An 18,002-nucleotide genomic window follows, 5' to 3' on the forward strand; every position below is an offset into this window, starting at 1 on the left:
ACTCATACTGACCATGCGTGATTATTACACCTTGAAAATCAACCTCCCGGCGGGGATTGTGTCGCCGGGGACGTTGCAGGCCGTGTTGCGGTCGGCGCGAAGTGCGAACGTGCGGCAGGTGCGGTTTGGCAGTCGGCAGCAGTTACTGATGACGGTGCATTACGAAGACTTGCGGACGCTGGAAAAGGAACTCCGGACGCAGCCGATTCAGTATGAGGTGAATACCGATCTGCATCCAAACATCATCAGTTCGTACTGTGGCGAAGACGTATTTCGGACGGGCGCGTGGCTGCGGGAAAGCGAATACCACACGGTGCTGGATCAGTTTGACGAACCGCCCCGGCTGAAAGTGAATCTATCGGATTCGAACCAGAGTTTTACGCCGTTTTTTACGGGCAATCTCAATTTCATCGCGTCGCCGGAGCCGCATTTCTGGTATTTGTATGTGCGGCCCAAGCAGAGCAACACGGTTTTTTGCTGGCCGGATCTGATTTACACCAACGACCTGGGCCGCCTGGCGAAAGCGGTAGAGACGGTTTTGCTCCAGCAGTGGGATTTGGGAGAGAAAGGGTGCGACGAAGCGGCTTTGTATGCCGCCGTGACCAGCCGCCACCGGTTTATCACCCAAGCCGCGACGCAGGAGGTGGAACTGCCGGAATTTTCGCTGCCGTATTACGAAGGCTTCAATCGGTACGGCCAGCGGTCGTGGCTGGGATTGTACCGGCGCGATGAGCAGTTCTCAGTCGATTTTCTGCTGGATGTCTGTGCATTATGCCTCAAAACCCGGATTGGCGAAATCTGCGTGACGCCCTGGAAATCGCTGATTGTGAAAGGGATTGAAGAAAAAGACCGGGCGGGATGGTCGTACGTACTCGGCAAACACAACATCAACGTACGCCATGCGGCCAACGAACTGGCCTGGCAAACCGAAGACCACAGCGACGAGGGATTGCGGCTGAAAAACTACGTGATCCGGTATTTTGAGAAGTACGACATGCGGACGTTTGGGCTTTGTTTCGGGGTGCAAACCAGGCCCAAATCCGAAGTATTTGGCTCGATCCTGGTGCGGAAACGGCCGTTGCTTCGGATCGGGCAACTAGCCTTGTTTAGCGTGTACGACCTGTATTTTACCGAGAATTTCAACCCGAATAGCCGGACGTATTTCCGGTTTGAAAAGGGCCTGCTGAAAGCTTTTCTGCCGAACCAAATCGAACGGTTGTGCCGGAAATTCAGCGCCCGGCGCTGGCTCGAAACCGGGAAAGCCTTGCGGGCAGAAACCGACCCACCCGAAACCGTTGCTGAAGCGCTGGGCCGGGTTCACCAGTGTCCGCATTGTTTTACGGTATACGATCCGGCCTACGGCGACGAACGTCGGGGCATCGTACCGGGCGTCGCCTTCGCGGCCCTCCCTCCCGACTACGCCTGTCCAACCTGCGACGCTCCGAAAAGCGAGATGCTGGAGGTTGCCACAACCCTGATCACCACCGACTAATCCACCTCCGTTTTCGCTCTTTCACTCTTTATTTCTTTCGCTCTTTACACATGAAACTTCACGCCGTCGAAACCGTCTTTTTTGCGTTCGAGAACGATTTTGTCGATACCTTCCGCTGTATTCCAATGATTGTGCGGTACAAACTCGATACCTGCGGGCTGAAGCTGAAGTTGCCCGAATGGGTCAAACTGAGCGTAGCCGAAAAGCGCGAACTGGCCGTTCGACCGTGTTACACGAAAGGGGAAATCGATGAATACCGACGGTATTTGCTGGATCGGGTGGCCGAACGTTGCGGGAAAACCGTCAGTGAACTGCCGCCGGTCGATGCCGCCTGGGACGAACTCGGTTCGGTACCCACTGAAGTGCAGCAAAAAGCGCAGGAATGGAACTGTGCGCCGTTGTCGCCTGGGCAGTGGATTCAGTTGGAGGTGCTGCAACGGTTTGCCCTCGTAAAACTGAGCCGCTCGGGCCACGAAGGGCGGAATTTCCCACGTGCGCTCATCGAATTTGGCATCCGATAAGAATCCTGCCCCTCCCGGTTTCTTCAACCGAATACAAAAACCGTATTGGGGTCCTAACTCTTTATAAAGACTGCGGTTTTGAGGCCTCATCGTATGCCCAGGGGGCGAGAAGCCGTTAGATAATTATTTTGAATACTGCCAAAATTGTCGAATCTTTCAAGAAGGAAACGGGCTAAAGCCTTTTTGGAGGGTTAAACAGTATGGCAATTACGTCGATTTCAGGATTCGCAAAAAAAAGGTGCGATTGGCGTTGGTATGCGAAGGGAATTCTGGTAATCTGTTGTAGCTGGGTTCTCGCCTGCGATTCCCGAATGGATCAGGACGGCAATCACCCGGAGCAGGTGGATCGTCTTGTCATCCAGGCCGATTCATTGATTCGGACCCAAAATCTGGACCGTGCCCGGCGGTTTCTGGATTCGGCTTACGCCCGGATTCCGAACGCGGGCGTTATGGACCTGTACCGGAAATATGACCTCCTGCGGTCTAGCTACTTATCCGACGATGTGAAAGTCAATTACCTCAAAAGCCAGATATACACCGACAGCTTGTTTCTGCTTTTCGACCACGATGCCGTGAAGGAGCGGTACCCCAAAGAGTTTGCGCTCCTTCATTTATACAAGGGCGACGTTCTCCATCATCAAAAGCAAAACGATGAAGCGTACGGGTATTTTTTTCGCGGAAAACTGTTGATGGAAGCCAGCGGTGACCCCTGTTTGACCAGCCAATATACCCGACGGATGGCCAATATGCATTATCAACTGAAGAAGTTTGACAGAGCCACCACTTTTTACAAACAAAGCTTCCGGGAAGTGATGCAGTGTGAGGATGGAACTGGTTTTGACAATTTATTTGTGGAACCACAGGGGGCGTTGAGTAACCTGGCGTTGTGTTATACGGCTTTGGGGAAGCTCGACAGTGCGGTGTATTGTTACGATCAGGCGCTACAATTCATTGAGCAGAATAAACACAAATTCCCCGATAAAGAAGATTTTGCGGCCATGGCCCGGGGGGTGATCTACGGCAATCAGGCGGCAGCTTACCAAAAAAAGGGTGATTTTAAACGAGCCACCGCACTCTTGATTGAAAGCGTGCGCATCAACAGCCAGAAAGGCTACTACAACAAGGATGCCCAACTTTCTCTGGCTGGTCTGTGTGCGGTTTACCTGGACGATCGCCAGTACGACAAAGCCTACCAGGGACTTCAGGCGCTGCGCGTCTCGCTGGATACCTTACCCCACGATACGGGCGAACTGCGCTGGCAGAATCTCCAATGGCAATACTGGGAAAAAGTCGGCCAGTTCGAAAAGTCGCAGCAGATGCTCAAAGGCTACCTGACGCTGAAAGACTCGTTGGAGCGAAAAAAGCGCAGTTTCGACGGCTTGGAGCAGGCTCTCCAACAACTGGACAGCGAACACCGGATCGAGATTTTGCAGAAGAAAGAGGAGCTAAACCGGGTGTATTTATGGGTGGCCCTTGCCATCTCGCTGATGGTGATGATTATTGCCGGGCTTATCTGGTACAACTGGAAACGGGCCCAACGAAATGTGACCGAACTGGCTTCCCTCAACCAGCGGCTGACCGACCGAAACACCCAGCTACAAAATACGATGACGGCCCTGGAACAAAGTCGGCAGGAGAATAACCGGCTTCTGAAGGTGGTTGCCCATGATCTTCGCACGCCCGTTAGTTCGATTATGATGGCCGTCGATTTGTTGCTGGACGGCCAGCCAACGACCCGGGAACCCAAGTTCTTCCTGGAAATGATTAAAACCTCGGCCGATAACTCCCTGAATTTGATCAATAATCTGCTTCAATCGAACTCGGTGCCAAACCAAAAAGAAGAGGTTAATCTGGAGGAGTTTCTGACATCGGGAGTAGATATGCTTCGACTAAAAGCATCTGCCAAGCAACAAACTATTGACCTGAAAGCCAACGCCATTCCGGTTTGGATGGATCGTCAGAAGATGTGGCGGGTTATCGGTAACCTGCTGACGAATGCAATCAAGTTCAGTCCGGCCGGATCGACTATTTTCGTTAGGGCCCAAAAACAGGATCAAACCGTTCGGATCAGCATTCAAGATCACGGAATTGGCATTCCGAAACAGTTGAAAGACAAAGTGTTCGATCTGTTTACGGAAGCGGGCCGGGAAGGCACTTCCGGCGAGAAAACGTTTGGCCTGGGGCTGGCAATCTCCCGGCAGATCGTAGAAGCGCATGAAGGAAAACTCTGGTTCGAAAGTAAAGAAAATCAGGGAACTACGTTTTTTATCGAACTACCGCTGTAAGGCAAACCGGAAATGACGCTAGCGCCGGGCGGCCCAGGCAATGATGGCTGGGTACAAATCCGCGACGGTTTGCCCCGGTTTACGGTTTTGATACAGCTTCAAAAGTTCTTCGTCGAATTCCCGAAAGCGCTGAAAACCCCGGTTTTCCACCATACTCTTTTCCAGGCCGGTTTTGAGGGTCGCAAAAGTAGCTGCGTCGAACAGGTCGGAATAGAGCAGCGTCACCAGCCCATAGTTCATGTATTCTTCAAAACAGGAGAGCGGGTTGCTATACCCTGCCGACGGTTTGCCGGTTGTGATCCAGCCTGACAAATCGCGGTAGGCAACCGCTATTTCTTTCGCATACCGATCGGCTTCCGGGTTGAGGTAACTGTGATTGAGTTCCGTAAAAATGATCATCATCCGCTGGCCTTTTACCAGGGAGGCCGGTTGACGGTCGGCATTTTTGCCAACGAACGGAAAATTGACATGGGCATGAGCTTCGCTAAAACCGTTGTCTTCAAATTGATTAGCGGATTGATTCCAGCCGACCAGCGGGGTGAACAACACTTTGACGGCGGAATACCGGGTACGCGGAAACTGCTGCTCCAGCCAGCGTTTCATCGTGGCAACATCAATATTCTGCTGAAAATCAAGGATTAGTCCGTTGTAGTAACTTTGGTGATCCCGGTAAAAATTCCGGTATTTTGATTTTCTGGCAAAGTCTTCCAGGAGCGGAATGTAGGGTTCCAGTGTGTTGACTTCGCCCCAACTCGTACGGTCGTAGGTACCTTCTTTTGTGATTCGATCGCCCGTAAAAAGGTAAGCGTAGCTGTCCATCTTCAAAGGCGCATAGTGGTCTTCCGATTGGGTCAGGAGCGAGTCGATGGTCCGCACGGCTGCGTGGCCAGCGAAGGGCGAAAAGTGCGCCATAACCGCCTGGAAATACGGCGTATTTTTGTAGATAGCGTCGGTTTTGCCGTAGGTGGTCAGGGCAAAAACCACGTTGATCAGTTCGTAAACTTCCGGAATCAGAATAAGCGTTTTACCCTGGTTCGCTTTTTTGTAAGCATCCGGGAAGCGGGCAGCTTTTGCCTCCTTGTGCGAACTGAAGCGGCACAGCACGGTATCGCCCTTCGCCTGCCGAACGATCCTGAAAACCGCCGGTGTGCCGTGTCTGAGCGTCACACTGATGGAATCCTGTTCCGAGACGATGGACAAGGGAGTAGCCTCCTGATCCGTGCCGAAGCTATGGGAAAACGAAGCCGGAAGGTCGTTGATGCCATTGAAGTTTCCGCGCTCGTTGTTGACATACAGCGTCAGGTGACCCAGCTTGGTACGAACTGTCGGCAAGGCCCCGGTTTGGGCAAACGTGAAGCTCAGAAACGTAAAAAAGCACAGACAGGAAAGAAGAAACTTCATACAGGTAAGGATCGGGGTAGCGTATAGTCCCCATAAGTTTACAAAAAAATCAGATTTGTTTCATCTGTGCGGACGATACGCCAAACGACGTGAAGCACGATTGAACAAAACCGGGAAGTGAGTCCGTGGGAGCAGTCTTGCTTATAGAAGTCATCAGCCGTTGATACAGAAAGCAAGCGAGTTGCTGGCTAATGTAACAACGTGGTACTTCGGGAGCTAATAAGCTTTGAAGCAATTCGGGGAGTGATGAGAGGAGAACAGGGAGCGAAGCACGCTTGCTCCCTGTCTCACAGCCTTCGTAGGAACAGAGATGTTTATTTTAATCAGGCATTTCGGGATTGCCTTTGTCGATTTAGAGAACGAAATAAGCCTACGAGTAACACAACCATCACCAGTTCGATGAAACCCCATTTGGCGACCGTCAGCGCATCGATTGAGGGCGACGATTTGGGAGGGATTTCCTGGTAAGCATCCAGCCGGGACAGTGGAGGGTGCATTGGATCAGCTCTCATGGCATCTTTTTTTAATTAGACGCAGATTGGTTAAAAAAGTAACATCATTTCGAAAATACTTTCAGTAGCTTTTACAGAGGAAGAAGGCAGGTGCTGTGCCGGACTGTTCGTATTGTTTCTCCGAGCGAGTGTCGCCCGGAGAAGCCGAATCCGGTATTCTTTTTAAATATTTTCAGTGGGGAAAAAATCAATGTGACTTTTTCAGCGAGGGGCAGTCTATATAAGCATGGATAGCGGCAGGAAGGCTAAAACGGGCTAGAAAGCTGTTTTTGAGTCGATTAAGAGCATTTTTAAGAAAATAAAGGAAAAGACAAAGTTGAAAGTGGGGTTTCTGATGGACCCGATCGTTTTCGTAAGCCGTTCGTACTATGAAAAAAAAAATCTACCTTCTGGTGCTTCTTTTCCTCGGTATAGTGAGCCATACGTTTGCTCAGAAAGGAAGGTACCACGTCCGTTTTACGGTCAAAACCATCGATTGTAGCACCGGTATAGCGGTTATTGCTCTACAGGTAAAAGCCAGTACGGCCGACAGTACCTTTCTGATGGGGGATGCAAATTACCGCTTCGATTATGATCCCCGGATTATCAATAACCCCACCATCGTCAGTCAGGAAAACTATTCGAGCCAGGCTCCCGCCAACGACGTTCGCTATGGCGTCCAGAACCTGAACGGTAGCACCTTTGGTCCCACGAAGGGCACCGTGTCGCTCAATACAACGTACGGAAGCTCCGGTACGGGGGCTGCTCTGGTCACGACCAACTGGACGACGGTGTCTTGCCTTCAGTTCGATATCGTAAACACCCAGTTGATTCAAAATAATTGTTTTTCGCTTGTTTGGCATACCAATACTGATTTCCCAATCACCGGAATGAATGAATACATTGCCAATCCACAGGCCAACAACGGGTACGAACTTAAGAATGTAACCGCCGGGGGCGTTTTTGGTAATTTGCAGGTATGTATTCCGGAGTATTGCTCGATCAATGCTGTTGACGACGTTGCGACAACCCCCGTCAATACGCCCGTGAATGGCAATGTACGCAGCAACGATTTGAACACTCCCTCAGCACTGGTCGTGACGACCACGCCTGTCGTCCAACCCAAACACGGCTCGATCACCCTGAATCCCGACGGTTCTTATCTCTATACGCCCTCGAATGGTTATTCGGGAAAGGATAGCGTGCAATACCAGGTCTGTCTGCAAAACAACCCAACCGTCTGCGATGTAGCCTGGTTGCGGCTTGACGTTCAACCTCCGATCCAACTCATCGATCTGTCGCTGGTCAAAACCGTCAGCAAAGCGCAACCCGCCCTTCAGGAAGTTATTTCCTATACGCTGGCGCTAACGAACAACGGCACCGCCAACGCCACCGGTGTGGAAGTGAAAGACTTGCTCCCGGCCGGGCTGACCTTCCAGAGCAGCAACGGCAACTACAACGCCAATACCGGCATCTGGACCGTGGGAACCGTCAACGTTGGCGCTACGGTGCAACTGGTGATCACAGCGCAGGTGACGGCTGCCGGAACCTGGTTCAACAAGGCAGAGGTGAGCAAAGCCGACTTGCCTGATATCGATTCGACGCCGAACAATGACAATTTGTCGGAAGACGACATCAGCGTAGCCTGCATTGCCATCCCGGTCAACATCTGCGATGGTGATGTGTACCAGATCGGTTTGCCCAGCGGTTACTCCGGCATCCAATGGTATAAAGATGGGCAGGCGATTCAGGGCGCTACGGGTTCAACCCTTCAGGTAACGACAGCCGGAAGCTATTCCTTTACAGCCACCAACGCGCAGTGTCCGATTCAGGGATGTTGCCCGGCCATCTTCGTCAACGGAGACTGCTGCAAACCGACCGTTTGTATTCCCATAACCATCACGCAGACGAAAAAGGGACGCTTGTAAATCGATACCAGGGCAGAATTAGCCCTGGTAGGTACTTGTGCTATACCTAATCTGCTCAGCAATGAAAGCCAAATCATCGCTAAACCGGAAATTTGCTATCGATGTCATTCAACTACACCATGCCACCGGTCGTCAGCGGGATGAACTGGTTGCAAAACTCATTCACACCGTATTTGAGGAGGGGGCCCAATCCCAATCGGCCAAACGGCAAAAACGAACGAAACGAAGGCCACCGGATGAAGAGCAGGAAATTCAACAAGCGGAATGATACGTTCTAAAAAATATACCTATGCCGATTACCTGACCTGGCAATTGGTTGAAGGGCGGTCCGACGTATCGGTCGAATTGATAAAAGGAAAAGTAGCCCGCATGAGCCCGGCTCCGAAACGGATTCATCAGGCTATTTCTTTTAATCTATCCAGAATTTTGGGGCAGCAATTAAAAGGTAAATCCTGTAGGGCTTATGCAGCACCATTCGATGTCCGTCTGGCAACCCTTGATGTGGTAACCAATGAATCGATCGAAACCGTCGTTCAACCCGACCTCAGCGTCATTTGTGATCCAGCCAAGCTGGATGATCAAGGCTGTATGGGTGCTCCCGATTGGATCATCGAAATTCTGTCGCCGGGCTCGCTGGCTCGCGATACGAAGGAGAAGTTCGATTTGTACGAGGAAAACGGGGTAAAAGAATACTGGCAGGGCCGCCCGCGCGGTTGTGGCACCAGGCGAGAAAAACATCTCGGTCTCGTGTAAAATCGCTCTCAAGTAAAACGTTAAAAACTGATTTTATTTGCTTGTAAATGCAATTATAAAGATTGAATGCTCTATTTAAAAAGGACTGGTTAGCTAACTACGCGGTGTAAACTGAAATGAAGTTATTTTCTATCATATTAACCTTCCTGCTCCCACTCTTCGGAGGTACCGGTTTTGCCCAGACGGGCATGACGGTATTTGGGGATTGTTACGTGTCAGAAACGGCTTCCATCGGTTTCTTCGGTAGTGAATTGACGCTGCGGGGCGATGTTGGGGGCGAAGGGAGCCTGGTTATGGCGGGAAAAGACATCCAAACCATTGCTGCCCACGACAAAACGATCAGCCGCCTGGTTATTCAGAATCCCACGGTGGTCAGGGTGAAAGGGAAACTGATCATCCGGAAATCGCTGGCTGTCGAGCAAGGTACGCTGGATGTGTTGCCCCTGGCCAAACTGCTCATAGAGCAAACGGCTACGGTAGCCATAGCGGCTGGTTGTAAGCTGATTCAGGCCGGAAATGTATGGCAACGGGGGACTGATGAGGCCCCACCGACGAAACCGCACATGGGCGGGAGCGATGCCTTATTACTGACAAAGATACCGGCGGACGCTGGCTTTGATTTTAAGTCGCACGCACTCCGGTCGTTGCCTGCTCACGGATCGTATCAAGCACCTGCGCTACAGGCCATCGTCACGCCACCCTGGTGGGCCTAACCACCCGTTCCCAGTTGAGCCGGATGCCTTCCGGGGCCATCGACTGGAACTACCAATCCCCAAAACAGGCTAAAATGGATTAACAATCGCAACACGATGAAAACATTGATTAAACACACATTGACAGTGGTCGCACTTTTTGCTGGCGCATTTACGGCCCAGGCCCAGGTCAAAATCGGCTCCAACCCGACGGTGATCGAAGCCCAATCCAACCTGGAAGTAGAAGCATCCACGCCCAACCGCAAGGTGAAAGTAGACAAAACGTCCGGGCAGTTGACCGTTCAGGATGGGACGGAAGGGGAAGGGAAAATATTGACTTCGGATGCCGTTGGGGGAGCTAGCTGGCAACCAGCAGCCGGATCGACTGTGATTGTTGGTGACAATAATTCGCCAATTTCTATTTCGAATAGCACAATTAATGGTGAGGTTATAACTGATAATCCAATAACGTTGAATAAAGGGACTTATCAATTATACTATTATGTTCAGTATGATTACTTGCAAGGCATGAGCTCGGGTATATTCCCCAAATATATATATTTCGACTTTGTTGTGACGGCTGGAACAGCTTCTTTACCTTCCTATCGCTGGGCAGCTACTGGTCAAAATGATGGACCATTTGTCATACCTGTCGTAAGTGACTATCAAGTAGCCGCCAAGATCGTTCAACTGGTGGTGGTTACTGCCGATAACACTGTTTTTAAAGCCAAATATTGGGCATTACCAAGAGCTGGTAGAGTGGAGAATGTTGGGCCAATCATTGCCGTAAAAATGTAGATTCCTTGCTCTTGCTCGTCCAGATTTGCCAGCCAAGCAGCAATGATCTGGAATATGTAATGATGGATGGGCTGACAGCGGGAGCGGATGAACAAAAACGGAGGTTCTTAGTGAATTTGTGCACTTAAATAAAGCTGTACCTGGAAAGTCGGCTGGTTGAGACAGGACAATAACCGCAGTGAATCGAAAGGGTAGTTTTTGCTGATGCGGAGTTGTCATCAAGCACCACTGATCTGGAAGTTGTACTTCAACGGAAGGATCAAAACAGCCTAAAAACAGAACGAGTTACTGGAACAACCGGATTGGGAAAGGACTCTGGTTGCTGATATGAAATGTGTAATAATATTTTGTGCAAACAAATTACTGGCTTATTGGGTATGCCGAACGTCTGGTGTACCCGGTAATCTTCCGCCCTCAGACTGGTGAAAGGGCAAATCGTTCTTTTTGATTTCCAGCTAACGAAAGATTTCAGTCAGTAGAAAAGATAGTATTTAACTCGCAGATAAGGTGATGGGAAATTTTACCAGCAAGCACAAATGGGGAGTCTTCGTGGCGTTGGTGTTGACCGTCCTGACCCAACTCGTCTACGCCCAGTCGGGGAGTACCGGCAGTGCGTTTGTTCACTCGGGTGGGGAGAAGGGGATTTTCGGATTGCACAACTTCCAGAACGGAACCGGTACCATCAGCGCCGGCATTATCGGCTCCGAACGCCAACCCGCCATCGGCGTTTACAGCTTCGTCAATCCCAACGGGAGTTGGGTAGGAGCCAGTGACCAGGCCTTTGTCGATGGTTACGTGCGGACCTATAATTCGGGCCCTTTCACCTTCCCAATCGGCGATAACGACAAATACCGTCCGGCCGCGGTTTCGGCATCCGCCAGTGCGGCTCCGACAACAGCCGCTTATTACGGTGTCGATCCGGGTACGGCCACGACCAGCGACCTGAAAGGCGGTACCTATGGCATCTTGCCCGGTGGCGGTCCAGCTTTTCCAACGACCTCCAAAGACGTCAACGTCGGAACCGTAGACAACATCGAATACTGGGACATCGATGGCACCACCCCGGCTCGCATCACCCTGACCTGGGATGCCAGCACACCCATCAGCGCTATGACCGGGGGCGATCTGAACAAACTGACGATTGTCGGCTGGGATGGTAACCAATGGGTGGTCATTCCCTCGACGGTCGATGCCGGTTCGCTCGTTCTGAACACCAGTGCCAGTGCGTTTACGGGTCCGGCGGGAACCGTGTCAGCCGGTTCGATTACGACGAATGCCGATGTGGTGCCGGGTTCGTTTACAGTATATACGCTCGCGGGTCTGGAAATTCAAACACCCTGTAGCCTCACCGTCACTGCGTCGGCCAGCCAGACGGCGGTTTGCGTGGGTGGTTCCGTAACCCTCTCGGCCACGGTTTCTCCCGCCGGGTCATACACCTATAGCTGGAGTGGTCCGAATGGCTTCACCAGCGACCAGCCGAATCCAGCCGCCACCAATCTCCAGCCCGGCGATGGGGGCGGTTTGTTTACCGTGACCGTGACCGACGCCAATGGCTGTACTGAAACACAAACGGTTTCGGTAAACGTGCAGATTCCGAATGTCATCGTCACCAGCAACAGTCCGCAGTGCGCGGGCAACACGCTGTCGTTTTCGGCCACCGGCGGCATGACGAGCTACGCCTGGACCGGGCCGAACGGGTTCAACAACAGCAGCCCGAATCCGGCGATTCCGAACGCGACCACCGCAGCCACGGGCAGCTACACCCTGGTGGTGGTCGATGCGCTGGGGTGTACGGCCAGTTTTGTCACGAGTGCGACGATTGCGGATCAGCCGAGCCTGACGGTGACGGCGGCTCCGAGCCTGACGATCTGCTCGGGTGCCAGTACAACCTTGACCGTGAGCGGAAATAATGGATCGCCGGTGACCTGGAGCAGCAGTTTGGGTCTAAGTGGTAGTGGCAACGCCATCAACTTTGCGGGTCTCAGAAACCTGAGCAGCCAGCCCCAGTCGGTGACTTTTGTCGTGGAAGCGACAGCCGGTTCTTGTACGGATCGGGAGGTTATTATTCTGACGATCAATCCTGAACCCATGGTGCAGGTGGTGCCCAGTGCAGCCATTTATTGCGACATCGAGCAGGTGAAAATTACGGTGACGGCATCGCCCGCAACGGCCATGATCAATTGGACCCGGACACCGACTACGCCAGGCACTGCCAGTGGGAATAACGTGGGCACGGTCTTGATCGATGAGCCATTGCCAGCCGCCAATTACGTGTACACGTTCACGGCCACGGACGTCAACGGGTGCAGCAGTGGTCCGGTGAGTGTGCCGGTGACGGTGCAGCAGTAGGGAATGAGATAGGAAATGGCTGGATCAAAGCGAAAAGAAAACGAACAAAAATTTAAAAAATGGATAACAACAGCAATGGGAGGACGTGTCTACCGGTTTATCGTACCCGGAAAGCACGGTTGGGTAGCCCATTATGTCAAGGAAGTAGATGCTGATGAGCTAACTCTATCATTTCGGCAAGAGATTTATGATGAATCGGGAAATCTTCGCGAAATTCACGTAAAGTATCCGGAAGATAAAGGACACATCAAATTATGAAGGTGACAAAAGAATTAGTAGCGAACCAATTACTGGCCTATCTGCAACACCGTCTGTCTCTGGCAACGTTGATAAAATGGGCAGAGGATATGATCTTGGAAGCCTCATTCCCGGAGTCAGATACCGACATGCTGATGGATGTTTTGGCCCACATTGGCCTGGCCAATGTCCGTCAATTTGGCCTGACTTGGGAAGATTGTGAAACTCTGATGCTGCAACTAGGGTATCAACTCCAGGTTGAAGCCCGACAGGCGGCTTAGATGTAATGACGATGAAGCTAATGGACCGAATTACCATTGACCCGGAAATTTGCCACGGTAAGCCCGTTATTCGGGGACTGCGGTATCCGGTCGAAACGATGCTTGAATTGCTCACATCAGGCATGACAATTGAGCAGATACTGGCCGATTACGAAGACCTGGAAAGGGACGATTTGCTGGCGTGTCTGGCGTATGCCACCAATGTGGTGAAGACCAAAGACATTTACCGAATTGCTTCCTGATGAGGTGGCTGGTCGATGCTCAGTTACCCCGGCGATTGGCCTTCTGGTTGAAAGAGCAGGGACATGATGCCATTCATACGCTGGATTTGCTGCATCAGAACTGGACGAAAGACCCGCTGATTTGTCAGATTGCCGACGAGCAGCAACGGATCGTGGTAACAAAAGATACCGATTTTTGGGAAAGCCATTTGTTGAAAAATACGCCCCGAAAATTGCTCTTGTTGAAGACGGGTAATATGAATAACGATAGGCTGATTGCTTTACTTGAGATGTGTTTAGACCAGCTACAGGTTTCTTTTGAAACAGCCGTACTCATTGAAATTACGAATGAGGCAATTATTGTGCATCGGTAAGCCGTCTCTATTAGATATACTTTGAATCCGTTTGGTTCAGGTAGGTGATGAAAGTGTTAGAGTAGACGAATAAGAAATAGCATTGCCATAGTCCTTTTTATTGTTTGTAAAAACAATATTAATTCAAAATTGAATTTCCTGAATGGGGCAGATACCGCCAATACGCAGTAAATGAGAACGAAACCAACCATTGCCATGAGTACAGCGTTTACGAAACCGACCGGAAACAGAAGAATCGCAGGGAGGGGGACCCAGCCCCCGGTTGTGCAGAAAAGCCATTGGCGCTGGCTGGCTGGCGGATTGTGGCTGTTCCTGGGGCTGCTGGTACAGCGACCGGTTCAGGCCCAAACGTTCTGTGCGCCCGATGCCACGGCGTATTATAGCTTTGAGCGGACGTTTCAGGATCGTTCTTCGTATAACGATGGCATTACGTACGGGGTAGAAGGTTCCAATAATACAACTAATCTACCAACGTTTTCGACCACAGCCAAAGTGGGAGCCTACTCAGCTAGTTTTAATGGTACGAGTCAGTACATTGGTTATGCCAGCTCATCGGGATATATGCAGTTTGGCGGAGCCAGTACATCAATTATGTTCTGGTTCAAGGCGAACGCCCCCGGCTCAGGACCGCAGGTTATGTTTGAGCAAGGAAGTACGACGGATGGAATTTCAATTCGATTAGACGATGTAACCGGTCAGGTGCATGCCCGATTGCGGGCCGGAACAACGACTACTATTGACTTAACAGGTCCCAATATTACAGATACAGACTGGCATCACGTTGCCTTGACGTATCTGTATTCGACCTCTATGCCCGTTAAGTTGTATTTCGATGGCAACGTAGTGGATTCAGAAGTATTGGGTGCGCTAATGGTAACCGTGAATAGTGCAGCCGGGATTGGAGCGGCTCAGGGTAATAGTGTTTGGGCCGCTTCCGGTACGAATACCCAGTTTTTTAACGGGTTGATTGATGACTTTGTGTACAGCTATGGTGGGGATGTCCTGACAGTCAGAGGGTCAGGGACGGCTGTTTTTTCGGATGCTGAAATTACTAATTACCTTAACTGTGTCAATAGTTTTACGACGAATAAGTTTAGCTGCGAGGGCGATATGTATGTGGTAACAGCACTAGCTTCAGGAGACGGGTCTAGTGATTTGCAACGGTTTGATTATACGACAAATACGTTTACAAACATTGATGCAACGGGAAGTATGGCGTACAACGCACTAGGCTATAACCAAGTCGATAATTACCTGTATGGGTTTAGATATAGTTCTTTCGAAGACGCGAGCAATAGAGATGGTACTTTGCTGCGAGTTGGGGCGAATGGTGTTATCGAAGATTTAGGGTATGTAATTGGATTTCCATCAACTACACCAGTTTCTGCCGACGTAAGTCCTACCGGTATAATGTATGTCCATGCTGGTGTTAATTCAATTTATGCAATCAACCTCAATAGCAAACCCTACACGGCTGTTGAGGTTCCGATAACATCCTCGATATTTGCGGGTGACTGGGCAATTAATCCGGCTGATAATCAACTGTATAGTGTTGATTTATCCGGTCGTGTCGAAAAAATCAATCCGACAACCGGAACGGTAACGTTTTTGACTCCCGCGAATGGGCTTCTCCCGGCAACCAACTATGCAGCGATCTGGTTTGATCAGTTCAATAATATGTATGCTTTTACGGGTACCCAATTGGTTCGATATAACCTTAGTGCAAATAGTTGGTCAACTGTGATCAACAATGCATCGTTTCAAGCTAGTCGGAGTTTGGATGGAGCTGCATGTCCTATTGCCACCGTCGATCCGCAAGTCACTAAGGTGGTTCAAAATCAATCAGGAAATACCGTAACCTTTGATATTGCCTTGTCGAATAATGGCCCTGCACCGGCCGCCGATGTCAACATACGGGATGTTTTGCCGGTGGGCATAGTTTTTCAAAATGCTCAGGTTTTGAATGCGAACAATACAGTTGCTCCGGCTACGGATTATAGCCTGCTGACACCGGCTGTTGGTGCCAATGGAACGGTCCTACTTAAGCTTAATAACTTGAGTGTGGGGGCTGCCAACCGGGTCGTTCTGCGGCTCACGGTGAAAGCTACGGGAGGGGTTTGTAATCAAACGATTACGAACTGCGCCGAAATTATCAGTGCTTTTGGCCAGTCCGCCAGCAACGGAACTCTGGGCAATACCGCCGATAACACCACCACCATCCCCGGCGACGTAGCCGCCAACAACGAAGCCTGTGCGCCGGTCAGTTTCAGCTTAACACCGGCGGCTCCCACGGCCACCGCATCGGCCAGCGCCGTTTGCAGCGGGCAATCGTTCTCCATTACCTACAGCAATGTGCCGGCTGATGGCACCCTGATCTGGACCCGGATGCCGGATGGGACCTCGGGTACGGGCAATGTCTCGCAAGCGCTGAGCAATACCACAACAGCCCCCATCAGTTATACGTATACCTCCACCATTCAGAACCTGTACAATTGCCCCAGCCCACCGACGGTGACCGTCGTGACCGTCAACCCCACGCCCATCATCACGCCCTCGAACTGTACCCAGACCATCTGCGTGGGCGAAACCGGCGTAATTTCTTTTACGTCAACTGTTGGTGGTACAACCATCAACTGGCTCCGGGTCGATAATAACGCTACCGGGACGGGAGACATCAGTGAATCGTTTACAACGCCAGGCACCTACACCTACAAAATCTGGGGGACGAGTCCGGCTCCGGCATCGTGCCCCGTCTCGAATACAATTACGTGTACCATCGTGGTTCGGGATGACTGTTCACCCTGTAGCCTAACCGCCGTAGCCGGTATCCCGGTGTGTGATCCGGGTAACGCGACCTATTCGGTCTCCGTCACGGCAACCGATGCGACGGGCTTAAATGTCAGTTCGGGAACCGTCACCGGAACCGCTCCGGAATTTACCGTTAGTGGTATTCTGGCCAGGGTCGATGTCATTATAACACCGCTTGGTTCCTGTACAAATGCGTCACCAATTACGGTGACGGCACCGAACTGCTGTAGCATCGCGACGCCGAGCGCTTCGGTCACGAGCCAGCCCATCTGCAATCAGCCCACCGGAACCATCACCGTTACCTCGCCTTTGACCGGCGTTACCTATAGTTTCGACGGCGGCTTAACCTTTCAGGCCAGCAACGTCAAAAGTGGGTTGGCTGCCGGAACCAACTATAATATTGTAGTAAAAGACGACATAACCGGCTGTTTGTCAGACGCAGTCACCTTAACGGTCAATCCGGTTGGTAACCTGCGGGCCACAGCCTCCAGCAATTCGCCGGTCTGTTCGGGTAACTTGCTGCAACTCATTGCGTCCCAAACCGGGGGCAGTGGCCCGATCACCTATAGCTGGGCGGGGCCGAACGGTTTTAACAGTACGCTCCAGAATCCGAGCATTGCCTCCCCAACGGCGGCCGCTGGCGGTTCCTACACGGTGACCGTGACGGATGCGACCTGTTCGGTGACGGCTACGACCGCCGTGACCATTGCGACCCAGCCCGATCTGGCGATCAGCGGTTCACCAACGCTAACCATCTGTTCGGGGCAATCGACGGTGTTGAACATTTCCGGCGACGGTGGGGCCAACGTGGTCTGGACGAATACGCTCGGGGAAACCGGGACGGGAACCACTATCAATTTTGGCGGAATTCTCAACGTGAGCGGACAACCCCAAACGATCGTCTATTTTGTGAAAGCCAATGCCGGAGGATGTTCGGATTCCACCAGCGTCTGGCTGACCATCAATCCGGCCCCGGCTTTGCAGGTGGTTCCTTCACGAGCCATCTATTGTGCACTGGAAGAGACGAACATTGTCGCAACGGCCTCGTCTGGAACTGCCACCATCACCTGGACCCGATTGCCAGCAATACCGGATCCGCCGACGCCGTCGGGAAACGGAGCGGGCAGCGCAACGATCAATCAGCCGCTACCAGCCGGGAGTTATACCTACACCATTACGGCGACGGAGAATGGGTGTAGCAGTACACCGGCTATCATACCCATAACGGTAAATAATTAGAAGATCGGGCGGCCTGGGAGCCGGGTCGGCAGGATGGTTTTAACACAGCGTGTTTTTGAAATTCTCAGTTCTTATGAAACATATTTTAGTTCACCGGGAAAGTAGGTTGCAGCACTTCCAGACGTCATCAAC

General features: G+C 51.5%; 16 protein-coding genes. 14 read left to right on the forward strand and 2 right to left on the reverse strand.

Annotated features, from left to right (window positions below; all coding sequences use genetic code 11):
• Positions 1-13: 13 nt before the first annotated feature.
• The 3 genes from ACO2Q8_RS26690 (at position 14) to ACO2Q8_RS26700 (ending at position 4,298) form a co-directional block, all read left to right on the forward strand.
• Positions 14-1,492, forward strand: a complete 1,479-nt coding sequence (locus tag ACO2Q8_RS26690) for a rubredoxin (RefSeq protein WP_423347951.1) — start codon at positions 14-16, stop codon at positions 1,490-1,492.
• Positions 1,493-1,542: 50 nt separating this feature from the next.
• A complete protein-coding gene (locus ACO2Q8_RS26695) occupies positions 1,543-2,013 on the forward strand; it encodes a nitrate reductase associated protein (protein ID WP_423347952.1) in 471 nt (156 codons plus the stop codon).
• A 311-nt stretch (positions 2,014-2,324) separates the two neighbouring features.
• Complete coding sequence (locus ACO2Q8_RS26700; protein ID WP_423347953.1) at positions 2,325-4,298, forward strand: tetratricopeptide repeat-containing sensor histidine kinase; 1,974 nt, start codon at positions 2,325-2,327, stop codon at positions 4,296-4,298.
• Between the two features lie 18 nt (positions 4,299-4,316).
• Here the strand turns inward: ACO2Q8_RS26700 and ACO2Q8_RS26705 are convergent, their stop codons facing one another.
• Together ACO2Q8_RS26705 and ACO2Q8_RS26710 are read right to left on the reverse strand one after the other, a co-directional pair.
• Complete coding sequence (locus tag ACO2Q8_RS26705; protein ID WP_423347954.1) at positions 4,317-5,699, reverse strand: DUF4932 domain-containing protein; 1,383 nt, start codon at positions 5,697-5,699, stop codon at positions 4,317-4,319.
• A gap of 323 nt (positions 5,700-6,022) precedes the next feature.
• Positions 6,023-6,196, reverse strand: coding sequence for a hypothetical protein (locus tag ACO2Q8_RS26710; protein WP_423347955.1), 174 nt, complete (start codon positions 6,194-6,196; stop codon positions 6,023-6,025).
• Positions 6,197-6,579: 383 nt separating this feature from the next.
• Here ACO2Q8_RS26710 and ACO2Q8_RS26715 point away from each other — a divergent pair, with 383 nt between their 5' ends.
• The 11 genes from ACO2Q8_RS26715 to ACO2Q8_RS26765 all read left to right on the forward strand — a co-directional run bounded on the left by ACO2Q8_RS26715 (position 6,580) and on the right by ACO2Q8_RS26765 (position 17,870).
• Positions 6,580-8,118 carry an Ig-like domain-containing protein gene (locus ACO2Q8_RS26715; RefSeq protein ID WP_423347956.1) on the forward strand — a complete coding sequence of 513 codons (1,539 nt, stop codon included), beginning with the start codon at positions 6,580-6,582 and terminating at the stop codon, positions 8,116-8,118.
• A 61-nt stretch (positions 8,119-8,179) separates the two neighbouring features.
• Complete coding sequence (locus ACO2Q8_RS26720) at positions 8,180-8,386, forward strand: hypothetical protein (RefSeq protein WP_423347957.1); 207 nt, start codon at positions 8,180-8,182, stop codon at positions 8,384-8,386.
• A complete protein-coding gene (locus tag ACO2Q8_RS26725) occupies positions 8,383-8,871 on the forward strand; it encodes a Uma2 family endonuclease (RefSeq protein ID WP_423347958.1) in 489 nt (162 codons plus the stop codon). The genes ACO2Q8_RS26720 and ACO2Q8_RS26725 overlap by 4 nt, the downstream gene beginning before the upstream one ends.
• 116 nt (positions 8,872-8,987) lie before the next feature.
• Positions 8,988-9,584 (forward strand): hypothetical protein, encoded by a 597-nt coding sequence (locus tag ACO2Q8_RS26730; protein WP_423347959.1) that lies wholly within the window; start codon positions 8,988-8,990, stop codon positions 9,582-9,584.
• Positions 9,585-9,680: 96 nt separating this feature from the next.
• Positions 9,681-10,361, forward strand: coding sequence for a hypothetical protein (locus tag ACO2Q8_RS26735; protein WP_423347960.1), 681 nt, complete (start codon positions 9,681-9,683; stop codon positions 10,359-10,361).
• A 510-nt stretch (positions 10,362-10,871) separates the two neighbouring features.
• Positions 10,872-12,710: a PKD domain-containing protein gene (locus ACO2Q8_RS26740; RefSeq protein WP_423347961.1), complete on the forward strand. Its 1,839-nt coding sequence runs from the start codon at positions 10,872-10,874 to the stop codon at positions 12,708-12,710.
• 15 nt (positions 12,711-12,725) lie between these two features.
• Positions 12,726-12,968: a hypothetical protein gene (locus ACO2Q8_RS26745; protein WP_423347962.1), complete on the forward strand. Its 243-nt coding sequence runs from the start codon at positions 12,726-12,728 to the stop codon at positions 12,966-12,968.
• Positions 12,965-13,228, forward strand: coding sequence for a hypothetical protein (locus ACO2Q8_RS26750; protein WP_423347963.1), 264 nt, complete (start codon positions 12,965-12,967; stop codon positions 13,226-13,228). Before ACO2Q8_RS26745 ends, ACO2Q8_RS26750 begins: the two co-directional genes overlap by 4 nt.
• Before the next feature lie 20 nt (positions 13,229-13,248).
• A complete protein-coding gene (locus ACO2Q8_RS26755; RefSeq protein WP_423347964.1) occupies positions 13,249-13,470 on the forward strand; it encodes a DUF433 domain-containing protein in 222 nt (73 codons plus the stop codon).
• Positions 13,470-13,823: a DUF5615 family PIN-like protein gene (locus ACO2Q8_RS26760; RefSeq protein WP_423347965.1), complete on the forward strand. Its 354-nt coding sequence runs from the start codon at positions 13,470-13,472 to the stop codon at positions 13,821-13,823. Before ACO2Q8_RS26755 ends, ACO2Q8_RS26760 begins: the two co-directional genes overlap by 1 nt.
• 1,110 nt (positions 13,824-14,933) lie before the next feature.
• On the forward strand, positions 14,934-17,870 hold the full coding sequence (locus ACO2Q8_RS26765; protein WP_423347981.1) for a DUF6923 family protein: 2,937 nt from the start codon (positions 14,934-14,936) through the stop codon (positions 17,868-17,870).
• The last annotated feature ends 132 nt before the right edge of the window (positions 17,871-18,002 follow it).

It is taken from the genome of Larkinella sp. VNQ87 (genome assembly GCF_049445795.1).
Classification (GTDB): domain Bacteria; phylum Bacteroidota; class Bacteroidia; order Cytophagales; family Spirosomataceae; genus Larkinella.